General features: G+C 38.0%; 14 protein-coding genes. 4 read left to right on the forward strand and 10 right to left on the reverse strand.

What is annotated here, in order from left to right:
• Nucleotide 1: 1 nt before the first annotated feature.
• Both H4J39_RS04235 and H4J39_RS04240 read right to left on the reverse strand, forming a co-directional pair.
• Nucleotides 2-3322: an efflux RND transporter permease subunit gene (locus tag H4J39_RS04235; RefSeq protein ID WP_182226135.1), complete on the reverse strand. Its 3321-nt coding sequence runs from the start codon at nucleotides 3320-3322 to the stop codon at nucleotides 2-4.
• 50 nt (nucleotides 3323-3372) lie between these two features.
• Complete coding sequence (locus H4J39_RS04240) at nucleotides 3373-4506, reverse strand: efflux RND transporter periplasmic adaptor subunit (protein ID WP_182226136.1); 1134 nt, start codon at nucleotides 4504-4506, stop codon at nucleotides 3373-3375.
• Between the two features lie 374 nt (nucleotides 4507-4880).
• On the opposite strand from H4J39_RS04240, the gene H4J39_RS04245 reads away from it, so the two are divergent.
• Entirely contained in the window at nucleotides 4881-5780 is a 900-nt protein-coding gene (locus H4J39_RS04245) for a MipA/OmpV family protein (RefSeq protein ID WP_182226137.1), read from the forward strand.
• A gap of 71 nt (nucleotides 5781-5851) precedes the next feature.
• Here the strand turns inward: H4J39_RS04245 and H4J39_RS04250 are convergent, their stop codons facing one another.
• Nucleotides 5852-7738 carry a DUF4105 domain-containing protein gene (locus tag H4J39_RS04250; RefSeq protein ID WP_182226138.1) on the reverse strand — a complete coding sequence of 629 codons (1887 nt, stop codon included), beginning with the start codon at nucleotides 7736-7738 and terminating at the stop codon, nucleotides 5852-5854.
• An 80-nt stretch (nucleotides 7739-7818) separates the two neighbouring features.
• The gene (locus H4J39_RS04255) at nucleotides 7819-8304 is read right to left on the reverse strand and encodes a DUF3015 family protein (RefSeq protein ID WP_182226139.1); all 486 of its coding nucleotides are present in this window, start codon (nucleotides 8302-8304) and stop codon (nucleotides 7819-7821) included.
• A 765-nt stretch (nucleotides 8305-9069) separates the two neighbouring features.
• Here H4J39_RS04255 and H4J39_RS04260 point away from each other — a divergent pair.
• Both H4J39_RS04260 and H4J39_RS04265 read left to right on the forward strand, forming a co-directional pair.
• A complete protein-coding gene (locus H4J39_RS04260) occupies nucleotides 9070-9363 on the forward strand; it encodes a hypothetical protein (RefSeq protein ID WP_182226140.1) in 294 nt (97 codons plus the stop codon).
• A 334-nt stretch (nucleotides 9364-9697) separates the two neighbouring features.
• Nucleotides 9698-12505 carry a bifunctional aconitate hydratase 2/2-methylisocitrate dehydratase gene (locus H4J39_RS04265; RefSeq protein ID WP_182226141.1) on the forward strand — a complete coding sequence of 936 codons (2808 nt, stop codon included), beginning with the start codon at nucleotides 9698-9700 and terminating at the stop codon, nucleotides 12503-12505.
• 246 nt (nucleotides 12506-12751) lie between these two features.
• On the opposite strand, the gene H4J39_RS04270 is transcribed toward H4J39_RS04265, so the two are convergent.
• From H4J39_RS04270 to pdhR, 6 genes are all read right to left on the reverse strand, one after another.
• On the reverse strand, nucleotides 12752-13090 hold the full coding sequence (locus tag H4J39_RS04270; protein ID WP_182226142.1) for a hypothetical protein: 339 nt from the start codon (nucleotides 13088-13090) through the stop codon (nucleotides 12752-12754).
• Nucleotides 13091-13290: 200 nt separating this feature from the next.
• Nucleotides 13291-15957, reverse strand: a complete 2667-nt coding sequence (gene pepN / locus H4J39_RS04275; RefSeq protein ID WP_259368751.1) for an aminopeptidase N — start codon at nucleotides 15955-15957, stop codon at nucleotides 13291-13293.
• Between the two features lie 247 nt (nucleotides 15958-16204).
• Complete coding sequence (gene lpdA / locus H4J39_RS04280) at nucleotides 16205-17638, reverse strand: dihydrolipoyl dehydrogenase (protein WP_070375807.1); 1434 nt, start codon at nucleotides 17636-17638, stop codon at nucleotides 16205-16207.
• A gap of 212 nt (nucleotides 17639-17850) precedes the next feature.
• A complete protein-coding gene (gene aceF / locus H4J39_RS04285; RefSeq protein ID WP_182226143.1) occupies nucleotides 17851-19515 on the reverse strand; it encodes a dihydrolipoyllysine-residue acetyltransferase in 1665 nt (554 codons plus the stop codon).
• Nucleotides 19516-19534: 19 nt separating this feature from the next.
• Nucleotides 19535-22222 (reverse strand): pyruvate dehydrogenase (acetyl-transferring), homodimeric type, encoded by a 2688-nt coding sequence (gene aceE, locus H4J39_RS04290; RefSeq protein WP_182226144.1) that lies wholly within the window; start codon nucleotides 22220-22222, stop codon nucleotides 19535-19537.
• Between the two features lie 144 nt (nucleotides 22223-22366).
• Nucleotides 22367-23128, reverse strand: coding sequence for a pyruvate dehydrogenase complex transcriptional repressor PdhR (pdhR, locus tag H4J39_RS04295; RefSeq protein WP_182226164.1), 762 nt, complete (start codon nucleotides 23126-23128; stop codon nucleotides 22367-22369).
• Between the two features lie 334 nt (nucleotides 23129-23462).
• On the opposite strand from pdhR, the gene H4J39_RS04300 reads away from it, so the two are divergent.
• Nucleotides 23463-23600 carry a hypothetical protein gene (locus H4J39_RS04300; protein ID WP_182226145.1) on the forward strand — a complete coding sequence of 46 codons (138 nt, stop codon included), beginning with the start codon at nucleotides 23463-23465 and terminating at the stop codon, nucleotides 23598-23600.
• Nucleotides 23601-23727 lie beyond the last annotated feature (127 nt).

The following is a 23727-nucleotide window of genomic DNA, read 5'->3' on the forward strand; positions in this document are numbered from 1 at the left end:
TTTACGCCTCGACTGTGTTATTAGACGTTGCGCTATTAGATTGCTGGCTTTCAAAGCTATCGTTATCAAAATCATCGCTTTCGACAATATAGGTTTTTCGGTCAAACAAGCTATACAAAACAGGAATTAAAAGTAACGTTAGCATTGTTGCAACCAGTAAACCGCTCATTACCGTAATAGCAAGAGGCGCTCTTAATTCAGAGCCTTCTCCACTGCTAAATGCCAATGGCGCTAAACCTAAAATAGTGGTTAACGATGTCATGATAATTGGGCGAAAACGTGAACGACTAGCGTCCATAATCGCGGCAAGTTTATCCACGCCTTTATGGCGTAGTTGATTAATTCGGTCCACTAAGACAATCGCATTATTCACCACAATACCCGTTAGCATGATAATACCAATGAGTACGATAACGCTGATATTAGTCCCGGTAACATATAAGCCTAATACCGAACCTAGCACGGCTAATGGAATAGAGAATAAAATAATAAACGGATTTAATAACGATTCAAACTGTGAAGCCATCACTAAATAGACTAAAAACACCGCTAACGCTAACGCCATCATTAATGAAGAAAAAGAGCTTTCCATTTCTTCATTTTGCCCTGCCACTCTTGATTTGATGTTAAAGGGTAAATAGAGCTCTTTAACCAATTCTTCTGCTTTAGCTGCTGCTTCAGACAAATCACCGTAAGCGAGTGAAGCTGAAATAATAGCAACACGGCTTTGATCAATTCGGTTAATCTCATTCGGACCAATACTTTCTGTAATATCCGCTACGGCGGCCAACGGCAAAGATTTTTCTTGCTGCGAATTAACCGTTAATTGACGAATAGCTTGTGCTGAATTTCTTGAGTTTTCATCAGCGCGCACTAGAATATCGACCTGTCTGTCTTGTAAGTTATATTTACTCGCGACTGAGCCTGCAATTTTAGTCACTAACTGATCAGCTATATCCGACGCTTTTAGCTCTAAACTTGCTAAGCGTTCGTTGTCAAAGCTAATTTTTAATTCAGGTTGACCCGCACGCAAACTATTGTTTAAGTCAATAAACTGGTTATCCATCGACATATTTTGTATAAGTTGGTCGCTGTATTTTTTAAGAGCAACAAGGTCATAACCTGACAAAATTATTTGCAGTGGACGCTCCGTCGTAAACATTTCTGTTTGTGCTATTTCAGCATTTACATCTGCCATTTGAGCAACTTTAGCGCGGACCACAGCTTTGACTGATTCAAGATCGTCACTGCTGTAAAGTGCTACCAAAAGTTGTCCCCAGTTTTCGCCACCTTTACTGGCTGAACTCATCATTAAGCTTCCACTCCCCGCTAATGAGTAGCTGTGTTTTACCCGTTCATCTTTCGCAATAGTGGCCGCAAGGTCTTTTAACCGCATATCGGTGATATTAATGGGCGTGCCTTGTGGCAGAGTTAACTCAATGGTAAATTCTGACTTTGCCACTTCAGGCACTAATTCAACAGCAATTTTGGGTAATAAACTCATTACTGCAATCGCAAAGAACAAACTAAGACCGACTAAAACCGTTCTGTTTTTTAACGCCAACTTTAATAAACGACTGTAAGCTGAGGCGAGTTTTTCAAAATAAAAACTAAAGACTCTATGCGCGGGTTTAAAAATAAAACTAAGCACTTTAGTGATTAAATTAGTAATAAGTAACAATACCTTGGTGAAAAACAAAGGTAAGTAATTAAAAATAAATAAGAAGGGGAATCCCAAAATATGAAGCATAACTTTAACGGTTTTCTTCCTTTTAGTCAGTGGCGTTTTAGCTATTTCTTTGACTAATGAGTTATCGTTATTCTCATTTTCTGGTGTCAGTTTATGTTGGCTAAATTGGCGTGATGCCAGCATTGGAATTAACGTTAAGGCAACAACCAAAGAAGCAAGCAAAGCAAAAGTAACGGTCATCGCTTGGTCACTGAATAACTGCCCGGCAAAACCGGTTACAAAAGCTAAAGGAAAAAACACCGCTAACGTGGTTAATGTCGAGGCAATAACGGCACCCGACACCTCATCGGTACCCTTAATTGCCGCATCAATAATACTCGCGCCTTTTTCGCGGTATCGAGCAATGTTTTCAAGCACAACAATCGCATTATCAACCAATAAGCCAACCGCTAAGGCAATACCTCCTAATGACATAATATTAAGACTAATATCATTAGCAAACATTAAATTAAAGGTAGCAATAATTGAAATAGGGATCGCTAACGAGATAATAATCGTGTTGAAAAAATTACCCAAGAATAAATATAAAATCAGCATGGCAAGTAATCCACCAATAAGCGCCGCACTTTTAACTTCGTCTACCGCATTGACAATAAATTCAGATTGGTCATAAATAACGGTAAAAGTGAGTTCTTCAGGTAAGGTCTCTTCAAGCTTGGCTAATTTGGCATTCACCGCTTTTGCCACGGTGACCGTATTAGCATCGCCCTCTTTATAGATTGCCAGTTCAATCGCTTCATTGTTATTGATACGGGTAATATCGGTACGTTCTTTTTCACCATCAATCACTTGAGCAATATCTTTAAGGTAAATGGTTTTGCCATCAGCTTGTTTAACAATCATATTGCCGAGTTGTTCTAGTGAAACAAATTGATTAACGGTACGTACTAAATACTCTTGCTGACCGTCGTAAACACGACCCGCCGACATGTTAATATTTTCACTTTGAATACGTGAAACAATACTTTGTGCCGTTATACCTCGGCGTGCTGCTTTTTCTTGATCAAAAACAACTTGTATTTCTTGCTGTAAACCGCCGCCTAGTTGAACAGCGGCAACGCCTGAAATAGTTTCAAGCTGCCGTTTTATTTCTTGTTCTGCAAAGGTACGTATCTTTTTTAATGCGCGAGGATGGGTATTTTCAGTTGACAGTCCTAAACGGATAATAGGGTCAAGTGCGGGATTAAAACGCAGAATAATGGGTTTATTAACATCTTTAGGCAGGGCAATAATATCAAGTTTTTCACGAACATTTTGCGTGGCAAAATTCATTGCTACGCCCCATTCAAACTCAATAACCACATCAGACTGTCCAGCTTTTGAGATGGAATGTACTTTACGTATGCCTTTAACAACACCGACAGATTCTTCAATAGGTTTGCTGATCAGTTGCTCTATTTCAGCAGGAGCGGCACCAGCATTATCCGTTCTTACGGTTAACGTCGGATAAGATAGGTCGGGTAACAATGAAACAGAGAGACGTGAAAAACCCACCATCCCAAATAACATTACAGCGAGTGTAAACATCGCTACCGTTACCGGGCGTTTAACCACCGTACTAACAATACTCATAAATAATAATTCCTTTAAATTTAACGATTAGGTAAAAACAAGTTCAAATCTTATTTGTCTTGCGCTGCTTGATTATCAGCATTTACCTTAACGGTCTTATTATCAGTACTTAGTTCAGCGTTCTGCTCCATCGTCTCTGCTTGACCTATTATTTTTACAGCACTATCAACTTTCAATCCTTGTTGACCAACAATAACGATAGGCTCGTCAGTGTTTAATGGCGTTAGTATTTCAACAAAACCATCTTGTTCAAAACCAGTAACAACCGTGATTTTCTTAGCTTTATTGTCTTGAATCACGAATAAACTCGTTTCTGTGTCAGTAACCAGTAAGGCTCTTTGTGGCACTATTTGCGCATTGTCATGCACATCAAGTGTTAATGACACTTTTGCAAACATACCCGGCTTTAAAACGTGATCATCATTGTTAACTTTTAAGGTTACTTTAAAAGTACCTGACTCCGTATCAATAATAGGAGAAATCAGACCAACGGTTGCAGGCACTGCTTTTGCATTAGCCGGAAAGTTTAAATAAGCCTGCTGTCCCACATGAACATTATTCATTTCTGATTCAGGTAAATAAACAACACCTTGTAAGGTATCGAGTGCCACAATAGTAAACATTTCACTGCCAGCATTAGCGGTCATGTTTCCTTCTTTCACCATTCTTGATGCGATAACACCGGTTATTGGCGCTCTAACTTTCGAGTCACGTACTTGTATTGCGGCAACTTTTTGTTGGTTTTTTCTCGTTTTCACTAAAAACTCGAGTTTTTCTAAGTCTTTAGCTGATATTAACTGTTTGCCGTCGATGGGTTTACTACGATTAAATTCAGCAGAAGCTGAATCAACATCGATAGAGGTACGTTCAAGCTCTAACAAATAATTTTCTGAATCAATTTCAGCTAACACTTGTCCTTTAGTAACAGACATTCCCTCTTCAACTAATATTTTATTAATCATTCCTGTGACTTTATTGGTCACTTTACTTTCAGCTTTTGCTTCAAGTACCGCTGTAGTTCGATAAGTATTAGTAATGGTTCTATTCTCAACGAATGTTGTTTCGACTGGCACCTTATAAACTTTTTTTTCTTTCTCTTCGACGATTTCTTCATTACAAGCGCTTAAAGCCGTCACAAAAAATAATGACAATAATAATGAAGTAGTTAGTGTATTAAGGCGCATATCTGTCCGTTGATTTTATAATTATAATTAAGGTTATTTTATCCGGATAGACAAGTAAGATACAAATAGCTTTTGAAGGTTATTAAACATTCAATTGTAACGAGTTATGATTATTAGTGATTAGAGAAAGTATCTTGGCAATATATATTGAATATTTAGCGCAGTAAGTAAGGTTTATGACTCTCTGTTACTCTAACCTAGAAGACACTGACACGATAAACCGATGTAAAGAAAAAGTAACACAAGGTGAATACAGCGATTAAAAATCAAAATGTATATCGACCTTTCAAGTAAATAAAGTCGTGTTAATTTCCCCCCAGTTAATGCATTATGATGAAAGAGTAAAATCCCTCCATTTTTAGCAAGGTTGTTGAATGTACTTGATTAAATCTTTGTCTTTAGCCATTTTTACCTCAATGTTTTTTGTGTCAGTTGTTGCTGCTAACGACAAAGGTGAGTCGCCTGTTCGGGGCTTAACCGGTTTTGAAAATATAAATGAAAGCCAGCCACTGTGGGAATTTGGTGTCGGTGGTGGCGCTATAGACGTTGCTAATTATCCGGCATCGAGTGAGCGAAATTTCATTGCATTAGCAGCACCCTATGTCATTTATAGAGGTGATGTGTTTCGTGTTGGCGGAGAAAATGGCATGCGAGCGGTTGTCGTTGAAACAAGCGACTTTGAACTCGACCTATCTTTTGGTGGTGCATTTTCTGCTGACAGTGAAGACAATACTTCACGGGCTGGAATGCCTGAATTAGATTTTCTTTTTGAAATCGGGCCACAATTTATCTACAGAGTTAAAGACTTTACCTTCGAGCAAGGTGGTGATGCAAGGTTAAAAGCTCGCTTGCAAGCAAGGGCAGTATTTTCTACTGATTTTAATCGTATAGACGACCGTGGTTTTGTTATCGAACCGACACTTTCATATCAACAACGCGGGGTTATTTTTAAAGAGACAGGATTAAAAGTAGGACTCAGTTTTACTTTCGCTACCGAAGCGTTACAAGATTATTTTTATCAGGTAGATCCAGAATTCGCCAATAATAATCGCAGGCCGTATGACGCTAAAGGTGGCTATTTAGGCGCCGAATTTTCACTCGGCCTTTCATTTCCTATTCGCAAGAATATCCGAGGTTTTTTAGCAGGCTCAGCACAACTTCACCAAGGTGCAGCGAACCAAGAAAGTCCTCTTTATGAAAAAGATGTCACTTATAGTTTTGGTTTGGGCTTTGTTTGGCGCTTGTACGAAAGCGACGCAAAAGCAAGCTGGTAGGAAAACGTACTGAGTAACCATAACGAATTTTAGGAACGATTAACGGCAATTTAATTAAATTGCCTCTGAAATCAGAAGCCCCAATAGTAATTAAGTGTTAAGCCAGCGAATGTAGTTTCTTTATTCTCTAACATAAATCGAACATCCCAATAATGAGAAAACTCATAACTAATGGCTAATTTTACAGAGCTGGCATAACGACTCGACAAAGCAATATTTGATGTTTTTTGTAACTCTATTTTAGCTTTTAAGTTTTCTGTAATTGAGGTGATCAAACCTAATTTAGCATGGATAGTTATATCACCTTTATTGCCAAAAAAAGCTTTACCACCCGCCATAGCATACCCGAGGCTGTTATTTCCTATACGTACCGACTTCCCTAAATTACCTTCAGTAAAATATATTCCACAATCAATACAGGCATTACTCAACTGCTCATAACCTGCTTTTACAGACCAAGCCGCTGCCACGTTATTTTTCCATGGAATGGCAGGCAAATACAAAGAACTGATATCAATTAAATCTAGCTTTAAAATTTTAGCCTGGCTTCCATCAGTGATTAATTCAACATCAATCATTTCTAAATTAGAAAAATCACTGCGTCCCACGCTTGATGATAAATCGTCAAAATAGGTCATTCTAAAGCCAGCAGTACTGTAGAGTTTTGTTTGATCAATTGAGACCATTCCAACTGAAAATTTTGAGGGTTTTCTGACTAGGTGAGGTGCCGCATTAGTTTTGTTGTTGTGATAACCAATAGCCTTACCCGCAGAAAAACCTAACCGCTCTCTAATTAGCTTTTTTTTACCTGCTTTAGTGACATCACTATTTTTTTCTTGTTGTTCAACAACGTTTATATATTGAAATAAAGACTCAATAATCACTTTTTGCTCATTGTTGGCTAAGGCTTGATAATCATCTATGTCAAAAGAAAAGTCGTTAACAATAATCGACAACGCTATTTGTTGTTGCTTAATAGTCAGTTGGTCATAATAGTTATGCAATACGGTTTCTCTTGAGGGAATAAAGTTCACCTCTGCCAATAAAGGGTTATTTTTATATTTTGCCTGTGCAAGACCTGTTGCGACTGCGTTAGGCAGTACCCATAGACTGTCATCACTTATAATAGACTTATCTAATACTAGCTCAAGCAACTTGGCAAAATGATAGGCACAGTTTTCGTCAACGAAATAGTAGTCAAACTTAGCAGGTAATATTTCCCATAAATGATCAACAATTAAAGCGACATCTTTGGGCGTGAGTGCCAGTTTATATTCCCACATGTCACGTAACTCTATATCCCCATAATTATGCTTATGTTTGAAAAACTGCTGATCTGAAAAAGCAGCATCATAACCACCTAGAATACCGCGCAAGACATAAAGTAATGGGTTTTCTTTACTTGGTACAATGGCACCATAATTAACACTAGTATCTAAAAGCTCACTACTTTTATTGGCATCATGGGCACTAAATTTCAATAATATATGACCATACATAGAAGCGGGGTTGCTCATATAACCCGAGGCAAAAACTAAACTCACTGAGTCATCTTTTATTTGCTGACGCCATATTTTATATTGAGCACACTCGATAGTAGGTAGTTCACCATAAGTGCTTAAATTTAGCTGTTGTTGAATCAAGGTCGATCGAGCAGGAAACCTACACAACGCATGTTCATTAGGAGATTGATTTTTATTTATGGGTAAATATAACGCAGTAATTGTTGCTTTTAATTCTTCAAGTGAAGAAATGATTCTAGATGAACTTAGAAAAAAGTCTGGGCTGGTGATATAACTTTCAGAAGAACTACCTGGTTTGTAGTGCAATAATTTCAACCATTGTTTGTTTGTTGAGAACTCTATTAATGATTGTTCATTCGCGAGGCTTGAATGTGAAAAAATATAAAGAATAAAAATAAACGTTAATTTGATTGTCTTTGCCAAGTATTCTTTCACAAAAAATCCAATAATTTATTGTTCATTAAAATAAAAATGGACCATAAAGGCCCATTAATAGTAATTATAACTTTTATTTATTATGCGTTTGTACAAGAACCAACAAAGTTAGTCGCTACTTGATTTTCAACAACGTTATATAACGCTTCAGCGTTATCTGTAGGTTGCTGTGCAATATCTTTACGCACTGCATTGATTATAGCAGTATGACTTGTTGCTTCACATCCACGTAATTCTAGCATTGCTGTTACATATTCACCTTCGCCAATAGCCACTTCTTGCTCAAGCACAGGTAAAGTTGCTTGGATAAACATTGCCGTTTTAGCCTGTTCACTATCACAAGAATTTTGTGAAGAAATATTTGAACTTACCGCTGTTGTACCTAAATCCCAAATGATATTAGAAATTGCCGCAGCAACTCCATTAGAAGGAAATACCATTGCACCAATACCACAGTCTTGCCAAGGATTTAATTTTTTATTATTAGTAGTTTCAGCTGCTGCAGAGTTCATTGTTGCTAGTGTTAATGCACCAACGATAAGAGATGTAATTATTGCTGTTTTCATGTTATTTACTTCCTTGATTTTTATTATTAATAAGACTTGTGCCTTAACCCCATTATAAGTAATTGAAAATTATAATGCTATTTATTTTAATAACACTAAATTTACATAGGTAAACTACGCACTTTAGCTTTAATTAAGATAACGTCAGTCATTATCGCTAAGGAAATACGCGTTTATCGTTTATGGCACCCTTAACTCTAGATAAATTCCACTTAATTATAAAAACCATCAAGAAGATGAACTTACCTTTTTATCTATGGTCTATTTAGCCGAGTAATAAGGCGTTAACTTGAATGTTTAATAATAAGTGATTTTATTAAAATCAATAACGTAAACAGTTATATAAAAACAGTATTTACAAGGAGTTTTACAATACAAGGTTATAAATTTGCCATTTTTTTCTCTATTATTTTCCATATTCTTGTTGTTTTACTGTTAAGTAATACGAAAGATAAACCGATCGATAATTTTACCAAAGCACCAAAAAAAGTACCTATTAATAGTTTTATCTATTATAAACCGATTGAAAATAAGCAAGAAAAAGTAATTCCCGTTGATAGTGAACAGAAAAAAGTCCCACAAAAAAAGTTAGCCATTAAAGACGTTGCACAAAAAAAGGCAGAAATTAAACCATCAAGTCCTTTAAAAAAAGCGATAACTGCTCCGCTAAAAAAACAACAGCCTGATGAGGTAAAACACCGCACACCTTCCCAAAATTTATCTCGCCTTAAAGATAAAATTAATCAGCAAATCATCGACCAAGCCATGCAAAACTTCGTTAAACCTAATACAGGATCGTTAATGCATGGTACACCGAGTTATGTTCCGCACTCTTTTGTGGAGGATACACAAAAGAAGATAATTGGCTCAACAGCTAGTCAGGTCGGGAATGGCTTTAGTATCATTAAAGATGATAATGGAACTTGTACGTTAACTGAAGATTTATCGGTTATCGGCCTTCAAGGTAAAACGACATCACGGTTTAACTGTGGTTTATCAAAAGATGAGAAAAACTTTAAAAGTCATATGAAAAATGTCCTTAAAAAGTTAGGCCATTAATAACAGATTAACCAACCGTAGCAGCTAAAAAACATCGATAAATGACCATGCCCAATCTATGCTCAGGCTATAATATGAGCAATTGTGAGTATATCGCCAAGTAAACCTTTCGACTAAAGAGTGAAATTCACCTCACTTTTACAATATTATCAACACACAATAATACCAACATAACCACTACAACTAGACTTTCCATTAGTTATCACTGTGGTGAATAATACTTATTTAATCAAATGATTCGTCGTAGCCAAAAAATCAGGTAAACTATAAGCAAAATTTTTACTTGCTAATGATGACAATGTTATTAGCACATTAGAACTAGAGAGAATTTTAAATGAGTCTATATTTAGCGTACATTAAAGAAATTGAAAATCGTAAGAATGAGCTAGGATTAGCGCCTCTACCCATTGATTCTGCCGATCTATTATCAGAGATCATTGCTCAAATTAAAGATTCTGGAAATGAGTATCGCGATGATTCGCTTAACTTTTTCATTTATAACACCTTACCAGGCACAACGAGTGCTGCAGGTGTAAAAGCTGCATTTTTAAAAGAAATTATTCTAGCTCAGTCAGTTGTCGCAGAAATAACCCCAACATTTGCCTTTGAATTGTTATCTCATATGAAAGGTGGCCCTTCAATTGAGGTACTTCTTGATTTAGCATTATCTGATGACGCAGCAGTAGCAAAACCAGCGGCAGAAGTTTTAAAAACTCAAGTATTTTTATATGACGCTGATACAGTGCGTCTTGAAGCTGCATTTAAAGCAGGCAACGCACTTGCGAAAGATATTTTAGAAAGCTACGCCCAAGCTGAATTCTTCACTAAGTTACCTGAAGTTGAAGCAAAAGTTGAAGTAGTCACTTATATTGCCGGTGAAGGTGATATCTCAACTGATTTATTATCTCCTGGTCATCAAGCACATTCACGTGCTGACCGTGAATTACATGGCCAATGCATGAGCACGCCAGAAGCTCAAGCAGAAATTAAAGCATTACAAGTTAAGTACCCTAAAGCGAAAGTCATGCTTATCGCTGAAAAAGGCACTATGGGTGTTGGTTCATCTCGTATGTCGGGTGTTAACAACGTTGCACTATTGGCAGGTAAACAAGCAAGTCCATATGTACCGTTTATTAACATTGCACCTATAGTTGCGGGTACTAATGGTATTTCTCCAATATTCTTAACAACCGTTGATGTAACTGGCGGCATTGGTCTTGACCTTAAAAACTGGGTTAAGAAAGTAGATGCAAGTGGCAAAGCCGTTGTTGATGCAAATGGTGATGCAGTTTTAGAGGAAGCTTATTCTGTAGCGACGGGTACCGTATTAACTATCGATACCAAAGCGAAGAAATTGTACAACGGTGACAAAGAGCTTGCGGATATATCTTCAGCCTTCACACCACAGAAAGTAGAATTCATGAAAGCAGGTGGTTCTTACGCGGTAACCTTTGGTAAGAAATTACAAACGTTCGCGGCTAAAACACTTGGCATAGCCACACCACCGGTATATGCCACTTCAAAAGAAATTTCTCATGAAGGTCAAGGTTTAACCGCTGTTGAAAAAATCTTTAATAACAACGCTGTTGGTGTAACATCGAACACTCCATTACATGCAGGCTCAGATGTTCGCGTTAAAGTTAACATTGTTGGCTCTCAAGACACGACAGGCCCTATGACATGTCAAGAGCTTGAAGCGATGGCAGCATCTACTATTTCTCCACTAGTAGACGGTGCATACCAATCAGGTTGTCATACAGCGTCAGTTTGGGACAGTAAAGCTAAAGCTAACATTCCTAAATTAATGGCATTCATGAACAAGTTCGGTCTTATTACTGCACGTGACCCGAAAGGCGTTTACCATGCAATGACTGATGTTATTCATAAAGTATTAAATGATATTACCGTAGACGATCGCGCAATCATCATTGGTGGTGACTCGCATACTCGTATGTCTAAAGGTGTAGCCTTTGGTGCTGACTCGGGTACAGTAGCAATCGCGCTTGCCACAGGTGAATCGGCTATGCCAATCCCTGAGTCTGTAAAAGTTACTTTTAAAGGTAAGATGCAAGGCCACATGGATTTCCGTGATGTAGTTCATTCTACTCAAGCGCAAATGCTTAAGCAATTTGATGGCGAGAATGTCTTCCAAGGTCGTATCATTGAAGTGCATATCGGTACATTATTAGCTGACCAAGCATTTACCTTTACTGATTGGTCTGCAGAAATGAAGGCAAAAGCCTCTATCTGTATTTCTGAAGATGAAACATTAATTCAGTCACTTGAGCTTGCTAAGAGCCGTATCCAGATAATGATCAACAAGGGTATGGAAAACGAAGCGAAAACACTTAACGGTTTAATCGCCTTAGCAGACCAACGCATCGAAGGCATTAAATCAGGTGAAACACCTGCATTATCACCAGATGATAATGCTAAATACTACGCTGAAGTGGTAATTGATTTAGATATTATCGACCAGCCAATGATTGCTGATCCAGATGTAAACAACGACGATGCTTCTAAACGTTATACTCATGATGTTATTCGCCCTGTTTCATACTACGCTGATAAATCAGTTGACCTAGGTTTTGTTGGTTCATGTATGGTTCACAAAGGTGATATGCAAATTATCGCTCAAATGTTCCGTAATATGGAAGCACAAGGTAACAAGATAGAATTTAAAGCTCCATTAGTTGTTGCACCACCAACTTACAATATTGTTGATGAGCTTAAAGCTGAAGGCGATTGGGATATTTTACAAAAATATTCAGGTTTCGAATTTGACGATGCTGTACCTAAAAATGCTGCACGTACTAAGTACGAAAACATCATGTACCTTGAACGCCCAGGCTGTAACTTATGTATGGGTAACCAAGAAAAAGCTGAACCTGGTGACACGGTTATTGCAACATCAACACGTTTATTCCAAGGTCGTGTTGTAGCAGATACTGCTGAGAAAAAAGGCGAATCGTTACTTGGCTCTACACCGTTAGTTGTACTTTCAACGATGCTTGGTCGTTTCCCAACAATCGAAGAGTATAAGTCAGCAGTAGAGGGTATCGATTTAACTCGATTTGCTCCTCCTACGCATGAGATGACGACTAAGTATACTGCTCAAGCAGTACCTATTACCGTAATGTAATCAACTATATAGAGTCCTTAATGAGGGACTCTATTTTAAGCGATACATATAAATAGACTTAGAAATATGAGGGTTATTTATTTTGGTTGAGTGAGGTAAAACTTACTATCAACTAAAATAAGTAATCCTTTTTTATTTTAATCATCTAAATAGTAAAATAGCATAGCAATGCGAGGATTATACTCACTTAACTGGGTCGTAATTAAATGAGTATTTGGGAGGAGTTTACATTGCCAAGAAATGCCTCTACTGACTAGCGCATTCAATATTAGCTGATAACGAAGGCATAATTAAATTTGGAAACGATTTTCTGTCATCAAACTTTTCAATACCTTTTAACACTTCAATGGTAAAACCATAAGTGCCACAAATCTCGTAAGATTGTCTCATCATAAAAGTAGCAAGTTTATCAAAATGGGTGTCAGACTTTGGGTTCACCTCTAAGTGATATTTATTTTCAGCCAGTTTTGTTTGCTTAAACTGAATATTGTGATCAAAATCCCATTGTGAAGCACCGTTTTTAGTGGCTATATTGCTACAAGCTGATAAAGCAAAACAAGTAATAGCTACTGTAAATAAACGCATAATAAATCCTTTTTTTAGTTAGTTATTTGATTAATACATACTAGCATTTATAAATTTTTGAGCGAAATAATTAACGTGGGTATTTGGCTGGGTTAAGTAGATGATTATACTTATTTAGAAGAAACTGAGAGATATTACAAAAATGAACAACAGTCATAGGCTGAAGTTCACTTCAACCTAAGACTATAAGCTTATATGAACTATTTTACAGTCAACGCATTTTTAATGGTTAAACAACGCTCATCTGCTTGTAAAGTCACCAATAATGAACGACGAGTACCTGCCGCTAAATCAGTAAACTCATCCACAGCTTTACGTAAACGTTGCACACTATTGTCATTACACGTTGAAGGAATTAACCTTCCCGCATAACTTCGCATAAAAGTGTGGTTATTGGCTTTGTCAATTTCAGGTAAAGAAGCGATACGTTCATCTGCTGTAGCTTCGTTTAACTCAACTTGTTCTGATGTATATAAAGCTCCCATAGCCGTTCTAATTTTAGAAAAATTCAACGTTGAGTCTTTACTTTGTATTTTAGCTAACCACTGCTCTTTAACAGCAGAAATTGGTGCGATGACTTCTGCAAAAATAGCCGCTTTCAACCCAGTATCAGAGTTGTCAGTTTTAAGTTCAGCAGCAATTAACTTTTCAGCATCTTTATGAGAAAAGCGGCTTAACTGACCAATAATACTCCAACGTAAATCTTGACTGATTTTTAGATTTTCAACGATTAAATCACCATTCAGTAATTGAACTAAGTTATTTAATGCATTTTCAGAGCTTGCTGCACTTCGATAAGACCCAAACCAACGACGTAAATGGTTTTTCTTATCTTTATTCGCTAAGGTATTTTGCCAAGCTAACGTTTCAAACTTATCGTTAACGCTTCGCGTATACGCATGATCTTTACCGAGAGTTAAATTCAAATAACTTCTCGCTGAAGACATTTGGCCTAATACTTGTCCTAGAATGGTATAATCGGTTTCTGCAGAAATGTTAATAAGCGCAACATCCAAATATTCATTTAAAGGTAATTGTCCCTCACGTACACTATCCCAAAGACTTTGCCATAACATTGAACGTAATAATGGGTCAGTGACTTTGCTTAAATGTTGCTTGGCTGTGGCAAATGAAACTTCATCTAGATTAACTTGTACAAATCCCCAATCTTCATAGTTTGAATAAACTAAATCAGGACATTGGCTACCCACTAACTCACTAACATTGGTGATTTCACCTTGGTAAGTAACCGCCGTTTTTTGCGTTAAGTTAAACTGATTGCCTTCAACGTTAAACAGCCCAAGTTGAACTTTTTGCTCACGTAACGTTGGAAAACTTTCTTTCGCTGTTTGTATTAATTCAAATTGAGAAATCTTACCCGCTTCACATTGAAAATTAGCGGAGATAGTATTTACACCAGCCTTATATAACCATTCTTGTTTCCAATTATCTAGATTACGTCCACTTGCTTTTGCTAGGCTGTCAATGAAGTCATCTAAAACCGCATTCTTATATGCATTACTGGTAAGGTAGTTATGAATACCTCGTCTAAAAGTTTCTTCTCCTAATAAATAACGTAATTGATTTAACGTTGAAGCACCTTTTGAATAAGTAATAGCGTCAATATTATCAAAAGCATTGGCTGTTGAAGGAATTGGCACTTCAATGGGATGCGTTGTAATACTTTGATCCGCTCGGTATGCCGACTGTTTGCCGCCAGCATAAAACGAACGCCATGCATCCGTAAACTCTGTTGCTTCTGCTGTTGCTAATGTTGCCATGAATGCGGCAAAACTTTCATTTAACCATAAACCATTCCACCATTTCATGGTCACTAAGTTACCAAACCATTGATGTGCCATTTCATGCATAATAACAGTTGCTAGGCGATTACGTTGACTACGGCTCATTTCTCCATTGGTTAAAAAACCAGCTTCACCAAAGGTAATTGCTGCTGCATTCTCCATTGCGCCGTATAAAAAATCAGGGACTAAAACTTGATCATACTTTCTAAAAGGGTAATCGACTCCGTAGTAATCTTCAAAAAAACCAATCCCTGCTTTGGTATATTTAAACCAATCACTCGGTGAAACTTGGCTTGCTACTGACTGGCGAGTAAATAATCGCATTGGATATTTACCTGAGTTATCTTCAAACTTTTTATAAGGCCCTGCATGCAATGAAAAGTTATAAGGACTCAACTTTAAAGTGCGATCAAAATGCCAAACATTTTTATCACCTTTCATGTCGATACTTGTTTCTTTCATGGCACTGAATACTTGCCATTCAGCGGGTGCTGAAACGGTCATTTGATAATTGGCTTTTAAATCAGGTTGATCAAATGAAGCAAACATTTGATGAGCAGCTGCCGGCTCAAAATGAGAATATAAATACACTCTCCCATCAACAGGGTCAGCAAAGCGATGCAAGCCTTCACCATCTGTACTGTGTTTGCGATCAAAACTCACCGCGACCGTATTAAACCCCTCTTTCAAATCGCTACTGGCTAAAGTAATAAACCAATTATTGTAGTTTGCTGTTACCTTTTTGCCATTAACAACTAATTGGGTAATTGTCGCTTCATCTAAATCAAGGGTCAAAGGTGATTTGGCACCGGTTAAATCAAAGTTAATAACCGATATAGCGGAAAAGCTTTCCCCGCCGGTTAAATCAAAGGTTAAGTCATAGTCAACATTCGATACACGCTCAGAACGCATAAAGGCTTGTTCTTGAAAAAGGTCACGATTTTCAGCTCTTGGAGAAAAGCTACTTGTTTGTAATGGGTTGTTGTCTGTAGCAACACAAGCACTTAAGGTTAAGCTTGAGATAATACTTGTCGCCAATATCAGGGGTAAGTGTAATTTCAAAATTACGGCCTCGAATAGTAAGGTTTAAAAAAGTGAAATGACTATAGGACAGAATACTCTTTTGCGGAAGGCAAACTCGGTAGAATGTCGATATTGAAGGTTAGTAGGATGTAATAACGATAATAATGTAAACCTTTATTCTTAATGACCGCCCTTAAATCCACACTTATATAAGTGTAAACTGAACACTTAAAATAAAAAAAAGCCAGCATAAATGCTGGCTTTGAAATTTACTTAAAAAGAATAATTATTTCTTTTTCTTTACTGCTTTTGCATTAGGCAAATCAGTAATTGAACCTTCAAAAATTTCAGCCGCTAAGCCAATTGATTCGTTCAAGGTTGGGTGAGCATGAATCGTTAAACCAATATCTTCAGCATCTGCGCCCATTTCAACGGCTAAACAAATTTCACCAAGCATTTCGCCAGCATTGATACCAACAATAGCACCACCAAGAATACGACCGGTTTCTTTTTCAAAGATTAACTTAGTTTTACCTTCAGTACGGCCAGAGGCGATAGCACGACCAGAAGCCGCCCAAGGGAAGTTAGCCACTTCAATGTTTAAACCTTGCTCTTTAGCTTCAGTCTCTGTTACGCCAGTCCAAGCCATTTCAGGGTCAGTGTAAGCAACAGAAGGGATACAACGTGGTTCAAAGGTATGTTTCTTACCTGAGATAACTTCTGCTGCACAATGCGCTTCATGAACCGCTTTATGTGCAAGCATAGGTTGACCAACGACATCACCAATCGCAAAAATATGTGGAACGTTAGTACGTAGTTCATTCGTTACGTTGATAAAACCACGTTCATCAACGTTAACACCTGCTTTGTCAGCAGCAACTAAATGGCCATTTGGCTTACGGCCAACAGCCACTAAAATTTTGTCGTAACGTACAGGTTCTGCAGGTGCTTTTTTACCTTCAAAAGTCACATACAAGCCGTCAACTTTAGCTTCAACTGCAACCACTTTAGTAGATAACATAATGTTGAAGTTTTTCTTGTTGAAATTAGTATAAATTTTAACAATGTCTTTATCTGCAGCTGGTACTAATTGATCAGCAAATTCAACTACTGAAACATTAGCGCCTAAAGCTCTGTATACCGTACCCATTTCTAGACCGATGATACCACCACCCAATACTAACATTTCATCAGGAATGTCATGAAGCTCTAAAGCGCCTGTTGAATCAATAACGCGTGGGTCATCATTTGGAATAAAAGGTAAATCGATAACAGAAGAACCTGCAGCGATAATAGCATTATCAAAAGTAACCGTCGTTTTCTCGCCGTCATTGCCTTCAACTTCAATCGTTTTATCTGAAGTGAACTTGCCGTAACCATAAACTGTAGTCACTTTACGCGCTTTAGACATTCCACCTAAGCCGCCAGTAAGTTGAGAGACTACGCTATCTTTCCAGTCACGAATTTTATCTAAATTAATTTCTGGCTTACCAAATGTAACTCCGTGAGAAGCCATAGCAGCTGCATCATCAATAACTTTAGCAACATGAAGTAATGCTTTTGATGGGATACAACCCACATTTAAACAAACGCCACCTAATGTTTTTCGGCTTTCAATTAAGACTACATCTAAACCTAAATCTGCAGCACGGAATGCCGCTGAATAACCACCAGGGCCTGAACCTAATACTACTACTTGAGTTTTAATTTCGTTACTCATGTTTACCTCAATTAACTTGTTGTTTTGTCATTTATCGCTTTGCCAATATGGAAAGCCACAAATATAATATTATTTATACTTTACTGGGCGGAATTTTACTTAAACTCCTACCAAAGTACCATCTTTAATCGCGCCTTCTTTGACCAAAGTAGTAAAAAGTGAGAAGCACTTCTGCCTGCTCACTTTTATCTTAGCGTCAAAGACTCTATCAATTATAAGATCAATTGACGAATATCAGACATTACACTTGCTAAGTGTACCGTAAAGCGCGCTGCTAATGCACCGTCGATAACACGATGGTCGTAAGACATTGATAATGGCAACATAAGTTTAGGCTCAAAGTCTTTACCATTCCACTTAGGTTTCATTTCAGATTTAGAAACACCTAAAATAGCGACCTCTGGTGCATTAACAATTGGTGTAAATGCTGTACCACCAATACCACCAAGGCTCGAAATAGTAAAACAACCACCTTGCATATCAGTTGCTTTCAACTTCCCATCTCGTGCTTTCATGCTAATTTCTAAAAGCTCACGAGATAATTGATGGATCCCTTTTTGGTCAACATCACGTACAACTGGAACAACCAAGCCGTTTGGCGTATCAACAGCAACGCCAATATGGATGTATTTCTTCAAAATCAAGCTTTCACCGTCTTCACTCAAGCTTGAGTTAAACGTTGGGAATTCACGTAAAGCATCGGCTACCGCTTTTAAAATAAAGACCAAAGGAGTAATTTTAAAGCCTAATTTTTTCTTTTCACAAATAACATTCTGTTCTTTACGGAACGCTTCAACATTAGTGATATCAGCTTCATCAAATTGAGTAACATGTGGAATAGTTACCCAGTTGCGATGTAAAAATGGACCTGATATTTTCTGAATACGCGTAAGTGCTTTTGTTTCAATTTCACCAAATTTAGAGAAATCGATTGCCTTAGCACTAACAACTTGTAAACCACCTTCGCCAGCAGCAACTGAGCTACCTGCATTAGCTTTGGGACGAGAAAGTTCATATTTCACGTAAGACTGTACGTCTTCTTTTAAAATACGGCCTTTCCTGCCAGTTCCTTTAACTAAGGTTAAATCAACACCAAATTCACGGCCAATGCGACGAATTGATGGCGAAGTATAAATACTACCCGAAGAAGCCATTTTACCCGCTTGCGGGTGATGTGGCACTGGCGCAGCTTTTACTGGTGCTGGTGCAGGTTTAGCTTTTGGCGCTTCAACCTCTTTTTCAGGTGCTGGCGCTGGTGCTTCAATAGGCGATCCGCTTGATGTTTCAAGCTTAATGACAATAGAGCCCTGCTTTACTTTTCCGCCCACACTCACAAATACTTCTTTAACCGTACCCGCATGTGATGATGGAACATCCATAGTCGCTTTATCTGTCTCTAAGGTGATCAAGCCATCTTCAACTTCAATCACATCACCAACATTAACTAAGACGTCAATCACTTCTACTTCACCGTCTTCACCGATGTCTGGCACAGTAATTTCAATGATTTCGCTTTCTGTAGAAACGACTGCAGCAGGCGCTTCAGCAGCTTTTTCTGGTGCTGGTGTTTCTTTCGCTTCTTCGGCAACTGGAGCGGCTTCTTTAGCTTCTTCCACGACCGGCGATTCTTCAGAAGTTGCTGATGATGTCATTTCAGCAATAACGTCACCTTCTTTGATTTTGTCACCAACGCTGACCAATAATGCGGATAACTTACCTGAAAATGGCGCAGGAATATCCATTGAGGCTTTATCGGTTTCAACGGTAATAATCCCTTCATCTGCTTCTACGTCGTCACCAACAGCAAAACAAATTTCAATAATTTCAACTTCATCGCCACCAACATCAGGGACTAGAATTTTTTGACTATCTGACATAATAACTCTCCGTTCCTGTTTATGCGTAAAGTGGGTTAAGTTTTTCAGTGTCGATATCAAAACGTTTAATCGCTTCGCTAACCACTGAACGTTCAACATCACCACGATTAGCTAATTCAAATAACGCCGCAACAACAATATAAGCTGCATTTACTTCAAAGTGCGTACGTAAATTTGCACGACTGTCACTACGACCAAAGCCATCGGTACCTAAACAACGGTATTCGGTGTCTATGTAGGCACGTACTTGTTCTGAATAGTTTTTAATATAGTCAGTTGCGGCAACAGCCGGACCGTTTTCTTTAGTAATGACATTGGAAATGTACGCTTGTTTTTGCTTACTCTCTGGGTGAAGCATATTCCAACGCGCGACATCTTGTCCGTCTCGTGCTAATTCATTGAATGAAGTAACCGAGTAAACATCACTTGAAACGCCATAGTCAGCACTTAAAATTTGCGCCGCTTCACGTACTTTTTCCAAGATAGTGCCTGAGCCCATTAACTGAACGTTAGCTTTTGATTTTTTAGCTCCTTTCTTCGCAGGAACAGTTTCAAGCTTGTAAATACCTTTAATGATTTGCTCTTCTACATCTTTACTATCAGGCATTGCCGGATGTTTGTAGTTTTCATTCATTAACGTTAGGTAGAAGAAGATATTTTCATTTTCTTCGTACATGCGACGTAAACCTTCACGCACAATAACCGATATTTCATAACCGTATGTCGGATCGTAAGTTACACAGTTCGGAATTAAACCCGCTTGCACATGTGAATGACCATCTTGATGTTGTAAGCCTTCGCCGTTCAAGGTTGTACGACCCGCAGTAGCACCTAATAAGAACCCTTTGGCTTGGCTATCGCCGGCAGCCCAAGCTAAATCGCCTACGCGTTGAAAACCGAACATTGAATAGTAAATGTAAAATGGAATAGTCGTCGCATTACAAGTTGAGTAAGACGTACCTGCAGCAACCCAAGACGCCATAGCACCTAATTCATTAATACCTTCTTGTAAAACCTGACCTTTTTTATCTTCACGATAATAAGCAACTTGATCAGCATCTTGTGGAATGTATTTTTGTCCTTCATTAGCATAAATACCGACTTGGCGGAATAAACCTTCCATACCAAAAGTACGCGCTTCATCAGGGATAATAGGTACGATACGTTTGCCTATTTTTTTATCTTTTAATAACGCATTTAATACACGAACAAATGTCATCGTTGAAGAAACTTCGCGATCACCTGAGCCTTTCAATATTGCGTCAAAGACTTTAAGAGATGGAATTTCTAATGTTTCATCTGCTTGCACACGACGAGCAGGTAAAGACCCACCTAACGCTTCACGACGCGCTTTCATGTACTTGAACTCTTCGCTGTCTTCAGGGAATCGATAGAAAGGTAAATCAGCAATTTCATCATCACTAATGGGCATATTGAAACGGTCACGGTAAAGCTTAATAGATTCAACATCCATTTTCTTCACGTTATGAGCAACATTTAATGCTTCGCCTGAAGCACCTAAACCAAAACCTTTTACTGTTTTCGCTAGAATTACGGTTGGACGACCTTTAGTTTCTATCGCTTTTTTATAAGCTGCGTAAACTTTAACCGGATCATGACCACCTCGGTTCAAACGATAAATATCTTCATCAGACATATTGGCAACCAATGCCGCTGTTTCAGGGTATTTATTGAAGAAGTTTTCCCGCGTATATTTACCCCCCTTGGCTTTACAGTTTTGGTATTCACCATCCACTGTTTCTTCCATAAGTTGTAAAAGCTTACCTGAAGTATCACGAGCAATAAGTGCATCCCAGTATGACCCCCAAATAACTTTAACAACTTCCCAACCAGCGCCACGGAAAGTACCTTCAAGTTCTTGAATGATTTTGCCATTACCACGAACTGGGCCATCTAAGCGTTGCAAGTTACAGTTAACAACAAATGTTAAGTTATCTAAACCTTCACGCGAAGCTAAACCAATAGCCCCTAATGATTCAGGCTCATCTGTTTCACCGTCACCTAAATAACAATAAACACGTTGTGCTGAACAATCTTTAATACCACGATCCGTTAAATATTTAAGAAAACGTGCAGTATAAATAGCCTGCAGTGGACCTAAACCCATAGAAACGGTAGGAAACTGCCAGAAATCTTTCATCAAATGAGGGTGAGGATAAGAAGATAACCCTTTACCATCACACTCTTGACGGAAGTTATCCATTTGAGATTCAGTTAATCGACCTTCCATAAACGCACGAGCATAAATACCTGGAGAGATATGTCCTTGTGCGAAAATAAAGTCACCACCATCTTTTTCAGAAGCAGCTCTGAAAAAATGGTTAAAACCAACATCATAGAGCATCGCAGAAGAAGCAAAACTACCAATGTGTCCACCAAGATCTAAATCTTTTCTAGATGCACGTAAAACTAATACTAAAGCGTTCCAACGAATAGCAGCACGAATACGCGCTTCAATGGTTTGATCGCCGGGCATATTTGGCTCTTGTCCCGGAGGAATAGTGTTTACATAAGCCGTTTTTGCTTCGAAGGGTAAATGTGTACCACTACGACGAGCGCGGTCAATAAGTTTTTCTAAAATGAAATGTGCGCGATCTGGACCTTCATTTTCCAGAATAGAATCCATAGATTCCAACCACTCTTGGGTTTCCAATGAATCTAAATCAATCTTCGGGAGCTCAGACATAATTACTTAGTCTCCAATAGTTAGTGTAAAGTTAAATTTCTGTGTTTAAAGATAGTCAACTTTTGCATATTTACATGCTTTGATTACCGTTAAACGATTATTGTCTAAATTTTATTTTGCAACGTTATTCCAACGTAATAGCCGTTAATATTCACTACGTTGCATTCTGCGCATTGATCTTTCCATGCGGCTATTCTCTTGTGACATTTTTAGCAGTACTTCTTCTATAAAAGCGAGGTGACGATGACTTGCCCCCCAGGCTTTTTGTGGCTGCCCGCTAATAATGGCGTCTAACAAACGTTTTCTAAATTCAGCCATTTGCGCAAATATATCAGGGCGTTTGGCTAAAACTGTTAAATTTTGTTCTATGTTGTCAATCAACAAACTCGACATACTACGTGCTAAATGCAACGTTACTGCATTGTGTGACGCTGCACAGATAGCGAGATAAAAATCAAAAACCGCTTCAGCTTCTAAACGTACATTGTTTTCTAATTGAGCATTTCCAATACCATCATGTTTTTTTTGTATCGCAGCAAAATCACTCTCAGTACCACGCATCGCTGCATAATATGAAGACATACCCTCAATACCATGACGAAACTCTAATAGATCAAATTGTGACTCTTTACTTTGCGACATAAGTTCAAATAACGGATCAGATAATCCTGACAAAATCTGGTCGCTGACAAATGTTCCACCACCTTGGCGGCGATTCACTAAACCTTTCGCTTCTAGCTTTTGAATCGCTTCACGCAATGAAGGTCGAGAAACATCAAATTGCTTAGCCAACTCTCGCTCAGGTGGTAATTTTTCACCTGCTTGCAAACTACCTTCAAGGATCAAAGCCTCTAATTGTCGTAATATTACATCTGACAACTTTGCTTGTTTAACCGGTTTTTGAATACCTGACAATGTCATAACTAGCAGCTCAGCCTATAGTTTTATTGGCTCAAAGAAGGTTAATTTAAAAAAAGTACGTAAACTCATTCTAAAAATCGTTCAAAAACCAATAGGTAAATTGGTCTTACCAATCATAAAAGTGATGTAAAAATAGCAAAAAAAACAGATTTTGTAAAGAGAAGATAGTTCAGCTGAGCCTAGATTCCAAGTACTATTTTAGAGCTCAAGCTTCAAACATTCGTTTGAATTAAGAGTAATATAGCTTATCAACCATTGAAATTGGCATCTCGTTGGTAATGAGAATATTATTGATATCCATCTTTGATGGCGAGTTATCTTGTACCACCAAACTGCTGATAAAGCCGCTGATAGTTACTCACTAGCACGCCTAACTCTGACCAACAACGTTGTTGCTCAATGGCCTGCTCACGAAGTAGACCAAGCGCATCTTATGTTAACCAGTGACCATTTTTAATTACGGCATCTGGGGGGTTAAGAATACTAAGGTCTTTTGTCGGATCGTTCTTTGTTAGGATCAAATGTTCCTTAAAACCACCTATAAGATAATTTGACAGCTTTAATATGAGAATAACAGTAAGCTT

It is taken from the genome of Colwellia sp. Bg11-12 (genome assembly GCF_014076955.1).
GTDB lineage: Bacteria > Pseudomonadota > Gammaproteobacteria > Enterobacterales > Alteromonadaceae > Colwellia_A.